General features: G+C 61.3%; 17 protein-coding genes, 1 tRNA gene and 1 riboswitch. Of the genes, 16 read left to right on the top strand and 2 right to left on the bottom strand.

The genetic code is table 11. From position 1 onward, the window contains the following. Positions 1–58 precede the first annotated feature (58 nt). From ACZ5FP_RS15605 to ilvC, 5 genes are all read left to right on the top strand, one after another. Positions 59–799, top strand: coding sequence for a pyridoxine 5'-phosphate synthase (locus ACZ5FP_RS15605; RefSeq protein ID WP_464661198.1), 741 nt, complete (start codon positions 59–61; stop codon positions 797–799). 142 nt (positions 800–941) lie between these two features. Continuing rightward, entirely contained in the window at positions 942–2,867 is a 1,926-nt protein-coding gene (locus ACZ5FP_RS15600) for a potassium transporter Kup (RefSeq protein WP_464661197.1), read from the top strand. Between the two features lie 77 nt (positions 2,868–2,944). Further along, positions 2,945–4,168, top strand: a complete 1,224-nt coding sequence (locus tag ACZ5FP_RS15595; protein WP_464661196.1) for an FAD-dependent oxidoreductase — start codon at positions 2,945–2,947, stop codon at positions 4,166–4,168. Positions 4,169–4,273: 105 nt separating this feature from the next. After that, positions 4,274–4,918, top strand: coding sequence for a TetR/AcrR family transcriptional regulator (locus tag ACZ5FP_RS15590; protein WP_346306242.1), 645 nt, complete (start codon positions 4,274–4,276; stop codon positions 4,916–4,918). Positions 4,919–4,952: 34 nt separating this feature from the next. After that, positions 4,953–5,972, top strand: a complete 1,020-nt coding sequence (ilvC, locus tag ACZ5FP_RS15585; protein ID WP_188343638.1) for a ketol-acid reductoisomerase — start codon at positions 4,953–4,955, stop codon at positions 5,970–5,972. Between the two features lie 52 nt (positions 5,973–6,024). Here the strand turns inward: ilvC and ACZ5FP_RS15580 are convergent, their stop codons facing one another. Continuing rightward, the gene (locus ACZ5FP_RS15580) at positions 6,025–6,381 is read right to left on the bottom strand and encodes a BA14K family protein (protein WP_464661195.1); all 357 of its coding nucleotides are present in this window, start codon (positions 6,379–6,381) and stop codon (positions 6,025–6,027) included. A 158-nt stretch (positions 6,382–6,539) separates the two neighbouring features. On the opposite strand from ACZ5FP_RS15580, the gene ACZ5FP_RS15575 reads away from it, so the two are divergent. The 11 genes from ACZ5FP_RS15575 (at position 6,540) to ACZ5FP_RS15525 (ending at position 15,517) form a co-directional block, all read left to right on the top strand. After that, positions 6,540–7,655, top strand: coding sequence for an endonuclease/exonuclease/phosphatase family protein (locus tag ACZ5FP_RS15575; RefSeq protein WP_403176715.1), 1,116 nt, complete (start codon positions 6,540–6,542; stop codon positions 7,653–7,655). Positions 7,656–7,658: 3 nt separating this feature from the next. Next, on the top strand, positions 7,659–8,369 hold the full coding sequence (locus ACZ5FP_RS15570) for an NUDIX hydrolase (protein ID WP_464661194.1): 711 nt from the start codon (positions 7,659–7,661) through the stop codon (positions 8,367–8,369). A gap of 252 nt (positions 8,370–8,621) precedes the next feature. Continuing rightward, complete coding sequence (locus tag ACZ5FP_RS15565; RefSeq protein WP_464661193.1) at positions 8,622–9,539, top strand: PhzF family phenazine biosynthesis protein; 918 nt, start codon at positions 8,622–8,624, stop codon at positions 9,537–9,539. Positions 9,540–9,642: 103 nt separating this feature from the next. Beyond that, positions 9,643–9,718 (top strand) — tRNA-Lys (locus ACZ5FP_RS15560). Between the two features lie 85 nt (positions 9,719–9,803). After that, positions 9,804–10,148, top strand: coding sequence for a RidA family protein (locus ACZ5FP_RS15555; RefSeq protein WP_105732256.1), 345 nt, complete (start codon positions 9,804–9,806; stop codon positions 10,146–10,148). Positions 10,149–10,397: 249 nt separating this feature from the next. Next, complete coding sequence (rpsU, locus tag ACZ5FP_RS15550) at positions 10,398–10,673, top strand: 30S ribosomal protein S21 (RefSeq protein WP_464661192.1); 276 nt, start codon at positions 10,398–10,400, stop codon at positions 10,671–10,673. Positions 10,674–10,881: 208 nt separating this feature from the next. Next, a complete protein-coding gene (locus tag ACZ5FP_RS15545) occupies positions 10,882–11,451 on the top strand; it encodes an NADPH-dependent FMN reductase (RefSeq protein WP_464661191.1) in 570 nt (189 codons plus the stop codon). Between the two features lie 89 nt (positions 11,452–11,540). Then, positions 11,541–11,657, top strand: a riboswitch (TPP riboswitch). A gap of 97 nt (positions 11,658–11,754) precedes the next feature. Further along, the gene (gene thiC / locus ACZ5FP_RS15540; protein WP_464663312.1) at positions 11,755–13,587 is read left to right on the top strand and encodes a phosphomethylpyrimidine synthase ThiC; all 1,833 of its coding nucleotides are present in this window, start codon (positions 11,755–11,757) and stop codon (positions 13,585–13,587) included. After that, entirely contained in the window at positions 13,587–14,540 is a 954-nt protein-coding gene (gene thiO / locus ACZ5FP_RS15535; RefSeq protein WP_464661190.1) for a glycine oxidase ThiO, read from the top strand. The genes thiC and thiO overlap by 1 nt, the downstream gene beginning before the upstream one ends. A 2-nt stretch (positions 14,541–14,542) precedes the next feature. After that, on the top strand, positions 14,543–14,740 hold the full coding sequence (gene thiS, locus ACZ5FP_RS15530) for a sulfur carrier protein ThiS (RefSeq protein ID WP_163365481.1): 198 nt from the start codon (positions 14,543–14,545) through the stop codon (positions 14,738–14,740). Between the two features lie 3 nt (positions 14,741–14,743). After that, positions 14,744–15,517, top strand: coding sequence for a thiazole synthase (locus tag ACZ5FP_RS15525; protein ID WP_464661189.1), 774 nt, complete (start codon positions 14,744–14,746; stop codon positions 15,515–15,517). Here ACZ5FP_RS15525 and ACZ5FP_RS15520 read toward each other — a convergent pair whose 3' ends face one another. Further along, positions 15,518–16,117 carry a class I SAM-dependent methyltransferase gene (locus ACZ5FP_RS15520; RefSeq protein ID WP_464661188.1) on the bottom strand — a complete coding sequence of 200 codons (600 nt, stop codon included), beginning with the start codon at positions 16,115–16,117 and terminating at the stop codon, positions 15,518–15,520. Positions 16,118–16,399: the final 282 nt, after the last annotated feature.

Raw genomic sequence — 16,399 nt, 5'->3', positions numbered from 1 at the left:
GTTTAATGTTCGTTTTCTGCTGTAAAGATCAGGACAAGAAAAAACATTGGACTTCAGCATGACAGCTTCCCTTTCCGTGAACCTCAATGCAATCGCCATGTTGCGCAATCGCCGCGACCTGCCCTGGCCCAGTGTGATCGGGCTTGGCCGCGTGGCCTTGGCCGGCGGTGCTGCGGGCCTGACCGTGCATCCGCGTCCGGACGAGCGGCATATCCGCTTCTCCGACCTGGCGGAGATCCGTGCTCTGATCGATGACGAGTTTCCGCAGGCCGAATTCAACATCGAAGGGTATCCGACGGCACAGTTTCTCGATCTCGTCGCCAAGAACGAGCCTGAGCAGGTCACGCTGGTGCCGGACGATCCGGCGCAGGCCACCTCCGATCACGGCTGGGACCTGACGAAGGACGGCGATTTCCTGGCGCCGATCATCCGGCAGCTGAAACACCAGTCGGCGCGGGTATCCCTGTTCATCGATGCCGACCCGGCTGCACCGGCGCTCGCCAAGGCGCTCGGGGCAGATCGTGTCGAACTCTATACCGGCCCCTATGGCGGCGCGCATGACGATCCGCGCCGCGAGGCGCTGGAGCTGGACAGGCTGGCGAAGACCGCGGAAGCGGCGGCGAAGGCGGGTGTTGCCGTCAATGCCGGGCATGATCTGACGGTCGCCAATCTGCCTGCTCTGGTCAAAAGAGTGCCAAATCTGGTGGAGGTTTCCATTGGTCACGGGCTGACAGCCGATGCTTTGACGCACGGTATGTCGCGGGCTGTGGAAAGATTCATGAATGCGCTTCAAGTCTAGTGCGTTGATTCGCGTGCAGGATTTGCGTTGCCATGCGTTTTTGCATAACGTGGGATGACAGCTATGTTAAAATGGCGATTGATATTGCGGTGCAACACGACTAACTCGTCCGCCCACGCTGTCGGAGCGAGGGAAAACCTGTATGAGTGACCAGCAAGTTGGCGACGAGAACTGTTTAAACGGTACCGCCGCCTATGAACCGGAACCGCATCACAAAGAAGCATTTCCGGTTCTTGTGCTAGGCGCCCTCGGCGTTGTCTATGGCGACATCGGGACAAGCCCGATCTACGCCTTCCGCGAAGCGCTTCACGCTGCATCGCTCGATGGAGTCCTCAGCAGGACCGATATTCTCGGTGTTGTCTCCATGATCTTCTGGGCGCTGACCCTGATCGTCACCATCAAATATGTTTTTTTCGTGCTGCGCGCCGACAATGACGGCGAGGGCGGTATCCTGTCGCTGATGGCGCTGGCGCGGTCGAGTTTCAAATCCCGGCCACAGCTCATTCTCGGTCTCGGCATCGTCGGTGCGTCGCTGTTTTACGGCGATGCGGTGATCACTCCGGCCATTTCGGTGCTGTCGGCGGTCGAAGGTCTGGAGATCGTCACTCCGTCGCTGGAACCCTTCGTGGTGCCCATCACGCTGGTCATCCTGCTGACGCTGTTTTCCGTCCAGCGTTTCGGGACGGCGCGCGTTGCCACGATTTTCGGCCCGATCACCCTGTTGTGGTTTCTGGCCATCGGCTTTTTCGGCGCATGGCACCTGTTCGACGACATCAGCATTTTTGCCGCCGCCAACCCGTATTACGCGGTGGATTACATCCTCGAGAACCCGGCAACGGCGTTCCCGACCATCGGCACGGTGTTCCTGGCGGTGACCGGTGCGGAAGCGCTCTATGCGGATCTCGGCCATTTCGGCCGCAAGCCGATTGCCACGGCCTGGGTCTGGGTCGTCTTCCCCTGTCTGCTCCTGAACTATTTCGGTCAGGGCGCCTTCATTCTGGCGCATGGCGAGTCGGCCAAAAACCCATTCTTCGAAATGTTCCCGCATTGGGCATTGCTGCCGATGGTGCTTCTGGCCACGGCCGCCACCGTCATCGCCAGTCAGGCGGTTATCTCGGGCGCCTATTCGCTGTCGCGCCAGGCGGTGCAGCTCAATCTTCTGCCGCGCCTCAACATCGAACACACCTCCGAGAAGCAGTCCGGCCAGGTTTACCTGCCGCGGGTCAACATGCTGCTCGGCCTCGTGGTTGTCCTGCTCGTCCTTGGCTTCGAGCGCTCGACCAACCTGGCCTCGGCCTACGGCATTGCCGTGACCGGCAACATGCTGGTGACGACGATCCTGCTGTTCATCGTCATGAGCCGCATCTGGAAGTGGCGCCTCTGGGTGGCCGTCAGCCTGACCGTCGGCTTCATCATCGTTGACCTGACATTCGTCAGCGCCAACCTGATCAAGGTTGTCGATGGCGGCTGGGCTTCCCTCGTGGTGGCATTCCTCATCATCCTGGTGATGTTCACCTGGGTCCGCGGCAGCCGTCAGCTGTTCGAAAAGACCCGCAAGGGCGAGGTGCCGCTCGATCTGATCTCGAAGAAGATGGCGCAGAACCCGCCGCCGCTGGTGCCGGGAACCGCCGTGTTCCTGACGGGCGATCCCAAGAGCACCCCGACAGCCCTGATGCACAGTCTGAAACATTACAAGGTGCTGCACCAGAACAATGTGATCCTGACGGTCATCACCGCGCCGTCGCCGCTGGTCAAGAAGAGCGAGCGGGTCAAGATCGAGCCGATCAACGACCTGTTCATGCGCGTCACGCTGACCTTCGGCTATATGGAGCGCCCGAACATTCCGCGCACATTGGCGATCTGCCGCAAGCAGGGCTGGAAGTTCGACATCATGACCACGTCCTTCTTCCTGTCGCGCCGCTCGCTGAAAGCATCGGCCCGTTCGGAAATGCCACATTGGCAGGACCGCCTGTTCATCGCGCTGGCGCGCACCGCCAGCGATGCCACGGAATATTTCCAGATTCCGACCGGCCGCGTCGTGGAAATCGGAACACAGGTAAATATCTGAACCGGCGAGACGCGATATCGGGTTGAAAGACCCGCATCGCGTCTGTATGCCCGTAGCAGCAAACGGGCAGGGTCAGATTGAAAAAACAGCGGATTGCCATTGTGGGTGCGGGCCCGGCGGGCCTTGCCGCCGCGCTCTATCTTCATCGCGCCGGGCATGATGTCAAACTGCTCGAACGGTTTGCCGCCCCTTCGCCCCTCGGCTCCGGCCTCATCCTGCAACCCACCGGCCTGACGGTGCTCAGCGATCTCGGGCTGTTCGACAGTATTTCCGGGCTCGGCAACCGGATCGACCGGCTCTACGGCGCCGATGCTTTGTCCGGGCGGGCGGTGCTGGATGTCCGGTATGCCGCACTGAAAAGCGGACGCTACGGCATTGCCGTGCATCGCGCCGCCCTGTTCGATGTGCTGTATCAGGCGGTGCAGCAGGCGCGTATCGATATCAAGACCAATGTCGACGTCGTCACGCTGGACACGGGCAACGGCCGGGCATGGCTGATGACCAGTACCGGCCGCAGCATCGGCACCTTCGATCTGGTCGTCGATGCCAGCGGCTCGCGTTCGCGGCTCAAGCAGTTTGCCATCCATCCCTGCGAACCGGAGCCCCTGACGTACGGCGCCTTCTGGACATCGCTGAAATGGCGCGGGGAGGGGTTTGACACGCGCTCGCTGCTGCAGCGCTACCGCAAGGCCGGCGTGATGATCGGCGTTCTGCCGATTGGCAGGACCGATGCGGGCGGCGATGACATGGCGGCATTCTTCTGGAGCACAAAGCCGGATGAAGCGGAGGCCCTGCGCGCTGCGGGAATCGAAAGCTGGAAGGACCGGGTGCTGTCGCTCTGGCCGGAATGCTCGGCCTATACCGATCAGATCGGCGGCTTCGACGATATGACGCTGGCGCGTTATGGCCACCACACGCTGGCCATGCCTGCCGGGCGTCACCTTGCCGTCATCGGCGATGCGGCCCACTCCACCAGCCCGCAGCTGGGGCAGGGCGCTAACATGGCGCTGCTGGACGCGCGGGCGCTTGCCCATGCCCTTGCCACCTCCACGGAGCTCGATGCGGCGCTGTCCGCCTATGCCGCCTCCCGCCGGACGCATGTGCGCGGCTTCCAGGCCCTGTCGCGGGCATTCACCCCGTTCTACCAGTCGGACTCGACCCTGCTGCCCTTTGCACGCGATTGGGTGGTTCCAACCGTGGCGCGCATTCCGCCGGCGCCGCAGCTTCTGGCATCCATGGTATCGGGTACCCTGATCGACCCGTTCCGGCCAATCGGTTTGCGGGAAAAAGCCTGGCTCTAGAAATCTTTTTCATCCCCACTTGCCAAACGATTTTCATGGCTCTAGAACCGAACCGTAACGTACGGTACGGCATATGAAGCCGTGAAAGCGAATGGAAGAAGCCTCGTGCAATCTGCTGCGGAAGCCAGTGACAGCCCATTGACAGAGCGTCAGCGCGACGTTCTCGATGCGGCGCTTGGCCTGCTGGTGGAGGCGGGGGACGCGCTGACGATGACCAGCGTGGCGCGCCGCGCCAGCTGTTCGAAGGAAACCCTCTACAAATGGTTCGGCGACCGGGACGGGCTCCTGACCGCGACGGTCCAGTGGCAGGCGTCGAAGGTGCGCGGCGTCACGGTCAGGCGCGACGGACTTGATCTTTCGTCGCTGACAAGCGGGCTGGAACGCTTTGCGTCGGACTGGCTGCGCGTTCTCTCCGGCAAGATTTCCGTGGCGCTCAACCGCGTGGCCGTCAGCCATGCGGGCAGCGACAAGCGCGATCTCGGCGCCATCGTCCTGGAGAACGGGCCGTTTGCCATGGCGCGCCGCCTGATGCCGCTGCTCGAGGTCGGGCGTGAAGCCGGACTGCTGGCATTCGACGATACGGAAGAAGCATTTCGCACCTTTTTCGGACTGGTCGTCCGGGATGTGCAAATCCGGTTGCTGCTTGGCGACCGGTTCGAGTTGACTGATGTGGCAATCGACGGCGAGGCCCGGCGCGCGACACAGCAGTTTTTCGCTCTGTACGGAGCTCATACCAACGGGGCCGCTTAAGGCCGCTGTACGCAACGCTGAAGGGAAGAAATCAATGCGCGTATATTATGACCGCGATGCAGACATCAACCTGATCAAGTCGAAGAAGGTTGCCATTATCGGATACGGTTCGCAGGGCCGCGCCCATGCGCTGAACCTGAAGGACTCCGGTGCCAAGGACGTGCGCATTGCCCTGCGTCCGGGCTCTGCCACCGCCAAGAAGGCCGAAGCAGACGGCTTCCAGGTCGTCAGCGTTGCCGAAGCGGCAAAATGGGCCGACCTGATGATGATGGCGACGCCGGACGAACTGCAGGCCGACATCTACAGGGATCACATCGCCGACAACATCCGCGACGGCGCTGCCATCGCTTTCGCCCACGGCCTCAATGTGCATTTCGGCCTCATCGAGCCGAAGAAGACCGTTGACGTTGTCATGATCGCGCCGAAGGGCCCGGGCCACACGGTTCGCGGCGAATACCAGAAGGGCGGCGGCGTTCCCTGCCTCATCGCCATCCATCAGGATGCCTCGGGCAATGCGCATGACCTCGCGCTGTCCTATGCCTGCGGCGTCGGCGGCGGCCGTTCGGGCGTCATCGAAACCAATTTCCGCGAAGAGTGCGAAACCGATCTGTTCGGTGAGCAGGTTGTTCTGTGCGGCGGTCTCGTTGAACTGATCCGCGCCGGTTTCGAAACGCTGGTTGAAGGCGGCTATGCGCCTGAAATGGCCTATTTCGAATGCCTGCACGAAGTGAAGCTGATCGTCGACCTGATCTATGAAGGCGGCATCGCCAACATGAACTACTCGATCTCCAACACGGCCGAGTGGGGCGAATATGTCTCCGGTCCGCGCATCATCACTGCCGAAACAAAGGCCGAGATGAAGCGTGTCCTGACCGACATCCAGACCGGCAAGTTCACCTCCGACTGGATGCAGGAATACAAGGCCGGCGCATCGCGCTTCAAGGCTATCCGCCGCAACAACGACAAGCACCAGATCGAAGAAGTCGGTGAAAAGCTGCGCGGCATGATGCCATGGATCGGCAGCAACAAGCTGGTCGACAAGGCCAAGAACTAAGGTCTCCGACCTTTCCGGGAATCAGGCCGATAGAGCGATCTATGGGCCTTTTTCATTGCAGCGTGCAGGTGCGGCGCGGCCCGCTCAGGGGCTGGTAGGTATTGTCGAAGGCACGGTAGGATTGATAGCGGTCCTGGCAGATCTGCGCCTGGGTGCGGGTCGTCGGCGAGATGATGGGCCGGCGGGTACGGAAATCGTTGCACCGCGCCGAGCCTGTGCAGTTGGGCCCGGCAAGGTTGGCCGGGCTGTCGGTGCCGAGAATCAGCGGCTGCAGTGGCACCGGATCATTGCCGCGCGGGGCCGGACGATAGGGCTGGACCTGTGCAGACGCGGCGCCAAGACCGAGGGTCAGGGCAAGGCTAAAGGCGGCGAGGGCTGTGATCAGGGTCTTCATCATCGTCATGTCCATGCTGTTTTCCCTAATATAGGCCTTTGCGCACCCCGCCGCCACCGCCAAGCGGAAATCCCTGCGGTAACGGTTTCGGCACTGGTTGTCGTGCGGCAATCAGGCTAGGTTCACAACAACGTCCTGCTTCGACTGTCGGTTTCATAATTCAGGGTCTGTGAATGTCTGTACGCATCGCCACGTTCAACGTCGAAAATCTGATGAACAGGTTCGATTTCTCCGGCTTCAAGAACAATCTGAACAAGGACCGGACGCTGCAGCTGTTCCAGATCAATGACGAGGAACAGTACCGGCAGCTGGAACAGGCACGGGCCATCGCCCATGCGGACGACACGCGCCAGCTGACGGCGCTTGCCATCGCCGAAACCCATGCGGATATTCTCTGCCTGCAGGAAGTCGACAATATCGGCGCGCTGAATGCCTTCGAGTTCGGCTATCTCTTCAAGATGGTCGGCGAGGGCTACCGGCACAAATACATGCTGGAAGGCAATGACAGCCGCGGCATCGACGTGGCGGTGCTGATGCGCGACCAGACCCGGCACGGCGAGCCGATCGAATTCATCGAAATGACCAGCCATGCCCACGTCACCTACAATGATTTCGGTCTGTACAACGCCGAAATCGCGGCGCTCGGGCTTGAGCCGCATGAGCGCATTTTCAAGCGCGACTGCCTGGAGATCGACGTGCGCATCGGCGGGCGACCGCTGACGCTGTTTGTCAGCCATTTCAAATCCATGGGCCCGCCGCGCAACGGGCTGGACGGGCGCACGGCCTCCATGCCGGTGCGCGTGGCCGAGGCAAAAGCGGTGCGGCGGATCATCGAGGACCGGTTTGCCGATAGCGGCGGTTCGGCCAGCAAGCATTGGGTGATCTGCGGCGATTTCAACGATTATCGCGAACGCATCGTCATTGGCGGCGATTCGCTGGCCGGATACACGTTCGATCCGGTGCGCGAGGCGACGAGCAGCGTCGACGTGCTGCTGGACGGCGGGTTCTGCGAAAATCTGGTGGAACGCCGCCCTGTGATGGATCGCTGGACGCTATACCATACGCGCGGCCCGGAGGAGCGCCACCTGTGCCAGCTCGATTACATCCTCGCGTCGCCCGCATTGGCCAGGACCAACAGCAAGGTTGTGCCCGACATCATCCGGCGCGGCCAGCCATACCGCACGATTTTCCCGCCGGACCAGAAGGTCGAGCTGTTTCCCAGGATCGGCTGGGACCGCCCCAAGGCAAGCGATCACTGCCCCGTTGCCGTCACGTTCAACGTCATCTGACCCATGCACACCATTCCCGAAGCAGCCGTCATACCGATCCGTCAGGCCATTGTGCGCGTGGAGGAGGGGCCTCTCGCCTACGATGTTCAGCATCGCGCTGACATTGTCGCAAACTGGACACGCGAACTGGCGGCCAATCCCACGCTGTTCGACGGCTCGTTCTTCCTGGCTGAACAGGCAGGGATCGATGCCGGTATTTTCCGCGCGGCCTACAGGCGCACCACCTTTGCCACGATGATGCACTGGAAGCGCAACCGCACGGCTGCAAAGCCTTGGCACATCTTCAGCGTCGGGGTCATGGTATCGACGGATAACAGGCTGATTGCCGGGCAGATGGGCGCCACGACATCGGCGGCTGGACGGGTGTATTTCCCGGCTGGCTCGTTCGATGCGGGCGACCTGGTGGGCGATCAGGTGGATTTCGACGGCAATGCCCAGCGCGAGGTGGCCGAGGAAACCGGCATTGATCTTGGCACTGCATCGCACCGGGACGACATGGCCTATCTCGTCAGGGTGGAGCGGAGCATAGCCGTGTTCCGGCGTTACTATTTCCGACAGACCGGAGATGAACTGCTCGCATCCATTCGCGCCACCATTGCCGCCCAGGCCGATCCGGAGCTGGACGGCGTCTGTGCCATTTCGGCGGCCGGCGAGATGAGGGAGGCGACGCCGCGTACCTTCGCCACCTTTGGCGACTGGCATTTCAGGCCATGAACCGAGAGAGGCAATGTTGCATTTCTGCCGTGCGTGGTTCGACAAGCTCACCATGAGGGTGAGTGAGGATTGCAGGGCGTTCTATTCTGCAACGTTTGTGATTGAACTTGCAGTCAACCACCTCCCTCATGGTGAGCTTGTCGAACCACGCACCAGATGGCCTGCAGGCTGGAATGTCACCGTCACAAGGTTTATCTTGAACAGCTCTCTCCAGTGTCTACTTTCGCCGAGGGTTTGACGAGGAGTATGCAAATGAGCGGCCGGCACTATCAAGTCTATGATGTTTTCACCGACAAGGTCCTGACGGGCAATCCCCTTGCGGTTGTGCACGATGCAGCCGGGCTGGACGATGCCGCCATGCAGCGGATTGCCGGGCAATTCAATCTGTCAGAGACGGTGTTCGTCCTGCCGGCGCACAATCCTGCCCATACGGCGCAGATCAGGATTTTTACGCCCGATTACGAAATGCCTTTCGCCGGTCATCCGACTGTCGGGTCCGCCATTGCCCTGGCGCAAAGCCGCTTTCCCGATGTGGCGGGCGATCAGGAAACGCTGATCATCCTGGAAGAGAAGATCGGCCCCGTCCGCTGCGGCGTGAAACTCAGCAAGGCGGGAGCGTTTGCCGAATTCGATCTTCCCAAGCTGCCGGAACAGGTGCCGTACAATTCCGACAGGATCGCGCTGGCCAATGCCCTGCGTCTTGAACCCAAGGAGATCGGCTTCGAGAATCACGTTCCGACCATCTGGGATGCCGGCGTGCCCTACCTGCTGATCCCGATTCACGGGCTGGCGGCTGCCGGGCGGATTCGAATCAACCAGGACGCCATGAAAATGGCGGCACCGGTCATCGACGGGCGCCAGCTGCCCGTCTATGTCTATTGCCGCGAAACGACGCTGCACGACAGCAATTTTCATGCGCGGATGTTTGTCAGCGACGAGGGCACCTACGAGGACCCGGCAACGGGTTCCGCCACGGCGGCCTTTGCCGGGGCCATCCAGCATTTTGACCAGCCGCTCGACGGATTGTTGCGGCTGTGGCTGGAACAGGGCCAGGAAATGGGCCGTCCATCGCGATTGCGGCTGGAACTGGATATCACCGACCAGAAGCTTGCCGGCGGGCGTATCGGCGGTTCAGCGGTCAAGACGGCGGAGGGGCAGCTTTTTGTTTAAACAACTTATTGTTCAAAGCTGACATAAAGTTTTCAAGAAGGGCTGGACAGGCCGGTTTTGCCCCGTTATAGAGCCCCCACCTTCGGTCGTCAAAGCGGCTGACGGGCACATAGCTCAGTTGGTAGAGCAGCTGACTCTTAATCAGCGGGTCGTAGGTTCGATCCCTACTGTGCCCACCATTTCTTTGAAAAAAGGGCCGTATGGCCCTTTTTTCTTATATGCCTGTCCAATATCGATCTACCCAAACTGCTAGAGGAGCTTTCCATGAGCATTCGTCGTATTGAAGTCGGTCCACGCATGAGCCAGGCCGTTATCCATGGCAACACGGTTTATCTCGCAGGGCAGGTAGGCACACCGGGCAAGAGCGTCACCGAGCAGACCAAGGATGTCCTGGCTTCGGTCGAGCGCCTGTTGAAGGAAGCCGGTTCCGACAAGTCCAAGATCCTGCAGGCGATCATCTGGATGGCCGACATGAAGGACTTTGCCGAAATGAATGCGGTTTGGGATGCCTGGGTCGATCCGGCCAACACGCCTGCGCGCGCCACCGGCGAAGCCAAGCTGGCGACCCCGGACTACCTCGTCGAAATCATCATCACCGCTGCCATCTGATTCCCTGCCGAAATCCGTCCGACACGGCGGATTTGGCAAAGCGACAGGTTCATCCCGGCGGAAATATTGAATTTGCCGGGATGAAATGAAGTGGATGTCAGTAAAACTGCTCCCGCGCACTGGATTTTTAGCGCGGGAATGAATAAAGTCCGCGCTTCTCGGGATTGCCGTTGTGGTAATTCATCAAACGCTTGTCTGATTGTGACGCTTACGCCCGCAAGACGAGACAAGCATGGGTAAGGAAAACGATTGCAAGTTCTCGTCCGTGACAACAATGTTGAACAGGCCCTCCGGGTCCTGAAAAAGAAGATGCAGCGCGAAGGTCTCTTTCGCGAAATGAAGGCGCGCCAGGCTTTTGAAAAGCCGTCCGAGCGCCGTGTCCGTGAAAAGGCTGAAGCCGTCAGCCGCGCCCGCAAGGCAGCGCGCAAGCAGGCACAGCGTGAAGGTCTGCTTCCTGGTCCGAAGAAGAAAGAACGCGTTGCCCGTCCAGGTGCCGCTACCAGCGATTTCAGCAACAACCGATAATCAATGACCGGAGTTTCCGGTCCTTGCAAAACGCGACAGAACCCGCACAGCGAGCCATGCTGGAGCGGGTTTCGTTTTGTGAAGACTCCGCCATAACTATCGTCTTCACATCGATATTACCCGGTTTCAAAAAAGTGCCTTCTTGTGCGCCGCATCACGCCGCGCCTATGCATGCTCCATACTATTCAAGCCTTATGGAGACCTTTCAATGGCACCCAAGCTCAACATCGTCCACGTCAGCACCCGTCCGGGCCGCGCCGGTCAGCCGGTTGCCAAGTGGTTCCATGACTTTGCCAGCCAGGACGGCCAGTTCGAGCCGGTTCTGATTGACCTGGCGGATCTCAACCTGCCGGTTTTCGACGAGCCCAACCACCCGCGTGCCCGGAAGTATGAACATGCGCACACGAAAAAGTGGAGCGCGCTGATCGAAGCGGGCGATGCGATCGTGTTCGTGACGCCGGAATATGACTATTTCGCTCCGCCGTCCCTGACCAATGCGATCATCTATCTCTGGCAGGAATGGAACTACAAGCCGGTCGGTTTCGTCAGCTATGGCGGCGTGTCGGGCGGCCTGCGCTCGGTCGAATCGGTCAAGGGCCTCATCGCAGGCCTGCGGATGGTTCCCATTCCCGAAGGCGTTCCCGTTCCGGCGTACCAGCAGTTCATCAACGATGAAGGCGTCTTCCAGGCCAATGAACTGGTGACCGCCAGCGCCAACACCATGATTGGCGAATTGCTCAAGTGGAGCAATGCTTTGAAGCCGCTGCGCGCGTACTGATCCGGTCAAGGCGCCCGGAATCGACGGGGCGCCACACACACGATTTTACCGATTCGCTTGACAAATGGCGGATCGGGCGTTCAATTCAAGACATTCACCAGGGGGGTCCCGACAAGGGGCTGAGATTCTGCTGGCTTTTGCAGCGCAGTGACCCGTTGAACCTGATCCAGTTCATACTGGCGTAGGGACGGTGCGAAAGTCATGCGAGTCAGCCTCGGCACATCCGTATCCGGATTCGCAATCTCTTTTCATCCTTCCGGCACAGAACTGGGTTTCCACGCTTGATTGCTTAGGAGCCTGATGATGACCGTAATTACCCCAACCGTTTCGGCAGGACCGCTGCCGGCCTCGATCAAAATATACAAACCCGGCCATATCCATCCGGATATCCGCGTGCCGTTGCGCCAGATATCGGTGCATCCGACAGCGGGCGAGCCGCCGGTGACGGTGTACGACGCGTCCGGGCCGTATACGGATGCCAACGCTGCCATTGACATCGCCAAGGGCCTGCCGCGCATCCGCGCAAGCTGGCTTGCCGGCCATGCCGACCTTGCCGCCTATGACGGCCGCCACGTCAAGCTGGAGGACAATGGCTTCGTCACCGGTGAACGGCTGACCCCTGAGTTCCCGGTGCGCAACCGGCCACTGCGGGCGAAGGGCGATAAAGCCGTGACGCAGCTCGCCTATGCCCGGGCGGGGATCATCACGCCGGAGATGGAATATGTGGCGATCCGTGAAAACCTTGGCCGCGACGCGGCGCGGGCGCAGCTGGAGCGCGACGGCAATTCCTTCGGCGCGTCGGTGCCGGATTATGTCACACCGGAATTCGTCCGCGAGGAGATTGCCCGGGGCAGGGCGATCATTCCGGCCAATGTCAACCATCCCGAACTCGAGCCGATGATCATCGGCCGCAACTTCCTGGTCAAGATCAACGCCAATATCGGCAACTCCGCAGTGACCTCCTCCATGGCCGAGGAAGTGGAAAAAATGGTATGGGCCATCCGCTGGGGTGCCGACACGGTGATGGACCTGTCGACCGGCCGCAACATCCACAATATCCGCGAATGGATCATCCGCAACGCCCCTGTGCCGATCGGCACCGTGCCGCTCTATCAGGCGCTGGAAAAGGTCGGCGGCATCGCCGAGGACCTGACATGGGAGGTCTATCGCGACACGCTGATCGAACAGGCGGAGCAGGGTGTCGATTATTTCACCATCCATGCGGGTGTTCGGTTGCATTACATCCCGCTGACCGTCGACCGCGTCACCGGCATCGTGTCGCGTGGCGGCTCGATCATGGCCAAGTGGTGCCTGCATCATCACCGGGAAAGTTTCCTCTACGAGCATTTCGAGGAAATCTGCGATATCTGCCGTGCCTATGATGTCAGCTTCTCGCTGGGGGACGGGCTGCGGCCGGGTTCCATCGCCGATGCGAACGATGCGGCGCAGTTTGCCGAGCTGGAGACGCTGGGGGAGCTGACGCAGATTGCCTGGGCCAAGGGCTGCCAGGTGATGATCGAGGGCCCCGGCCACGTGCCGATGCACAAGATCAAGGCGAACATGGACAAGCAGCTTGCCGTCTGCGGCGAGGCGCCGTTCTACACATTGGGACCGCTTACCACCGATATCGCGCCCGGCTATGATCACATCACGTCGGGCATCGGTGCGGCGATGATCGGCTGGTTCGGCACCGCCATGCTTTGCTATGTCACGCCGAAGGAACATCTCGGCCTGCCCAACCGCGACGATGTGAAGATCGGGGTGATCACCTACAAGATCGCCGCCCATGCGGCGGACCTTGCCAAGGGCCATCCGGCGGCGCAGGTGCGGGACGATGCCCTGTCGCGGGCGCGCTTCGAGTTCCGCTGGGAAGACCAGTTCAACCTGTCGCTCGATCCCGAAACGGCGCGGCTGTTCCACGACGAGACATTGCCGAAGGAGGCGCACAAGGTGGCGCATTTCTGCTCCATGTGCGGGCCGAAATTCTGTTCGATGCGGATTTCCCACGATATCCGCGCCGAAGCGCAGAAAGAGGGCATGTCAGCCATGGCGGAAAAATTCCGGCAGGGCGGCGATCTCTACATGCCGCTGAAGCCAGCAGCTGTGCCCATACCGGTCGGGGGTGACGATTTCTGATGCGCATCCTTGTCAAAGGCGCTGGCGTGGCCGGGCTCACAGCCGCACATGAACTGATGGCGCGGGGCGCAGACGTAACCGTCTTCGACCCGCGCCGCGACACGTCATCGACCGCCTCCTGGTATGCGGGCGGCATGCTTGCGCCCTATTGCGAGCGGGAAAATGCCGATGAACAGGTGCTGGAACTCGGATTGAAGGCTGCCTCCTGGTGGGAGGCAGCCCTGCCGGGGCGCGTCGTGCGCAACGGCACGCTGGTGCTGGCGCCAGCGCGTGATGCCGGGGAATTGGACCGCTTCGCCTCGCGCACCTCGGGTTTTGCCGGCGTGGACGCGCAGGCACTGGGCAGTCTCGAACCCGACCTTGCGGGGCGGTTCCGCCGGGGGCTGTTTTTCCGGGACGAAGCGCATCTCGATCCGCGCCGCGCCCTGACGGCCCTGGCGGCCAAGCTGGCCGCATCCGGCGTTCGCTTTGAGAACGAGCGGGACGAGGGCAAATTCGACCGTATTGTCGACTGCACCGGTTATTCCACGGCCAAGCCGGACCTGCGCGGGGTGCGCGGTGAAATGCTGATCCTGCAAACCCGCGACATCGCGCTGGCCCGGCCAGTCCGGCTGATCCATCCGCGTTTTCCCGTCTACATCGTCCCGCGCGCCGATCACCTCTTCATGGTCGGCGCGACGATGATCGAAAGCGATGCGACGGGGCCGGTTACTGCCCGGTCGATGATGGAATTGCTCAATGCCGCCTACAGCCTGCATCCGGCCTTCGGCGAGGCAGCGATCATCGAGACCGGTGTCGGTGTGCGCCCGGCCTATGCGGACAATTTTCCGCGCGTGGAGCGGGATGGCCGGGTGATCAGCATCAACGGATTGTACCGGCACGGATTTCTGCTGGCGCCTGCCATGGCGATGCAGGCGGCAGCGATGGCTTTTGACTCGGAGAAGGTAGCTTGATCATGAGACTGATCGTCAATGGAGAGCCGCACGAGGTTGCGGCCAAAACACTGGCCGATTTGCTCGGCGAACTTGAGTATGAGGGCGAATGGCTGGCGACCGCGCTCAACGGCGAACTGGTGCGGGCGACCGCGCGCGCTGCCGTGGCGCTGAATGAAGGCGACCGGGTGGAAATCCTCACCCCCCGGCAGGGAGGCTGAACCATGCTGACCCTTTATGGCACCGAACTGTCCTCGCGCCTCCTGCTTGGCACCGCGCAATATCCGTCACCGGCGATCCTGATGGATGCGGTGAAGGCATCGGAAACCAGGATCGTCACGGTCTCCCTGCGGCGCGAAATGGCGGGCGGCAAGTCCGGCGACAGGTTCTGGTCGCTGATCCAGTCGCTCGGTGTGCATGTGCTGCCCAACACGGCGGGCTGCCATACGGTCAAGGAGGCGGTGCTGACCGCTCAGATGGCCCGGGATATTTTTGCCACCGACTGGATCAAGCTCGAAGTCATCGGCAATCACGACACGCTGCAGCCGGATGTGTTTGCGCTGGTGGAAGCGGCGCGGATCCTGACTGCGGACGGCTTCAAGGTGTTTCCCTATACGACGGACGATCTGGTCGTGGCGGAGCGCCTGCTCGAGGCGGGGTGCGAGGTGCTGATGCCGTGGTGCGCGCCCATCGGCTCGGCGCTCGGCCCGCTCAATCTGCATGCCCTGCGTGCCCTGCGCGGGCATTTCCCCGAGGTGCCGCTCATCGTCGATGCCGGTCTCGGCCGGCCGTCCCATGCCGCTACGGTGATGGAACTCGGCTTTGATGCCATCCTGCTCAACACCGCCGTTGCCAAGGCTGCCGACCCTGTCGCCATGGGGTCCGCCTTCGCCAAGGCGGCGGATGCCGGGCACATGGCCTTCCACGCGGGCATGCTGGAGCCGCGCGATGTGGCGGTGCCGTCAACGCCGGTTATCGGAAAAGCTGTCTTTACCTGATCAGGGCTGCTTGGTGGCGATGACGTGCAGCCATTGCGTCGGCTCACGATCATAGCCGCTGCCCATCAGCGCAGCGATATCGATGCCGTGCCAGCGATCTTCGCCATAGGCCTGGCGCAGCCATTGCGGCGAGGGATAGTTGAAGTAGCGGCCGAAGCGGTCACGGCCTTCGGCCGTACCGGCCTTGAAACTGGCAAAGAACCGTCCGCCGGGTTTGAGGGCGCGGTTGATGTGGCTGATGATATCGGGCAGGCCGGCGCGCGGCACGTGCAGCAGGCAGGCACTGGCCCAGACGCCGTCATAGGCATTGTCCGCGGCAATGTGCTCGAACTGCAAGACATCGACGGCAATGCCCAGGCGCTTCTGCGCTTCGGCGGCGATCTCGGGTGAGCCATCCGTCGGCACCACGTCAAAGCCGCGGGCAAGCATATGCGCCGTGTCGTCACCACCGCCGCAGCCAAGTTCCAGTATTCTGGCGCCGGGGGACAGCAGGGCGAGGTAGGCGTCGAGATGGTCAAACGCGCGCGCCTGCGACTGGTTGGCGTAACGCACGGCTTCATCGGCGTAAAAGGCCAGTGTTTCCGGATCGTTGGCAGTCATGGTGTTTCCCGAGGGGTTAGAGCGGTTTGCGGCCATATTGGATCAGTTCTGTTTCCCGGATGGCGAGACAATCCACGCGGAAGGTAGCAAGGCCGATGTTTATCCATCGGACGAAGCTGCCTGACAAAGTGGGTGTCCGCCAGCCGGAAACCCGAAGGGCCGGGTGAATTTGGCCCAATTCCTGCGGGTTTTGGCTTCGTCCGATGGATAACATCGGTCTCGTCAAACCCCTTGACCTTGTCCGCAAATTCCCGCCGGCAGAACGATTCAATATGGCCGCAA

The organism is Phyllobacterium sp. T2-21 (assembly GCF_055378485.1).
This window is presented reverse-complemented; position numbering and strand designations above follow the sequence as displayed.

What these genes read in the sequence shown, in the direction of transcription:
- ACZ5FP_RS15600 (WP_464661197.1), top strand. Translation starts at nt 942, where the DNA reads ATGAGTGACCAGCAAGTTGGCGACGAGAACTGTTTAAACGGTACCGCC.
- ACZ5FP_RS15520 (WP_464661188.1), bottom strand. Translation starts at nt 16,117, where the DNA reads ATGACTGCCAACGATCCGGAAACACTGGCCTTTTACGCCGATGAAGCC.
- thiO (WP_464661190.1), top strand. Translation starts at nt 13,587, where the DNA reads ATGCGCATCCTTGTCAAAGGCGCTGGCGTGGCCGGGCTCACAGCCGCA.
- thiC (WP_464663312.1), top strand. Translation starts at nt 11,755, where the DNA reads ATGACCGTAATTACCCCAACCGTTTCGGCAGGACCGCTGCCGGCCTCG.
- ACZ5FP_RS15525 (WP_464661189.1), top strand. Translation starts at nt 14,744, where the DNA reads ATGCTGACCCTTTATGGCACCGAACTGTCCTCGCGCCTCCTGCTTGGC.
- ACZ5FP_RS15580 (WP_464661195.1), bottom strand. Translation starts at nt 6,381, where the DNA reads ATGGACATGACGATGATGAAGACCCTGATCACAGCCCTCGCCGCCTTT.
- ACZ5FP_RS15570 (WP_464661194.1), top strand. Translation starts at nt 7,659, where the DNA reads ATGCACACCATTCCCGAAGCAGCCGTCATACCGATCCGTCAGGCCATT.
- thiS (WP_163365481.1), top strand. Translation starts at nt 14,543, where the DNA reads ATGAGACTGATCGTCAATGGAGAGCCGCACGAGGTTGCGGCCAAAACA.
- ilvC (WP_188343638.1), top strand. Translation starts at nt 4,953, where the DNA reads ATGCGCGTATATTATGACCGCGATGCAGACATCAACCTGATCAAGTCG.
- ACZ5FP_RS15605 (WP_464661198.1), top strand. Translation starts at nt 59, where the DNA reads ATGACAGCTTCCCTTTCCGTGAACCTCAATGCAATCGCCATGTTGCGC.
- ACZ5FP_RS15565 (WP_464661193.1), top strand. Translation starts at nt 8,622, where the DNA reads ATGAGCGGCCGGCACTATCAAGTCTATGATGTTTTCACCGACAAGGTC.
- ACZ5FP_RS15575 (WP_403176715.1), top strand. Translation starts at nt 6,540, where the DNA reads ATGTCTGTACGCATCGCCACGTTCAACGTCGAAAATCTGATGAACAGG.
- ACZ5FP_RS15555 (WP_105732256.1), top strand. Translation starts at nt 9,804, where the DNA reads ATGAGCATTCGTCGTATTGAAGTCGGTCCACGCATGAGCCAGGCCGTT.
- ACZ5FP_RS15545 (WP_464661191.1), top strand. Translation starts at nt 10,882, where the DNA reads ATGGCACCCAAGCTCAACATCGTCCACGTCAGCACCCGTCCGGGCCGC.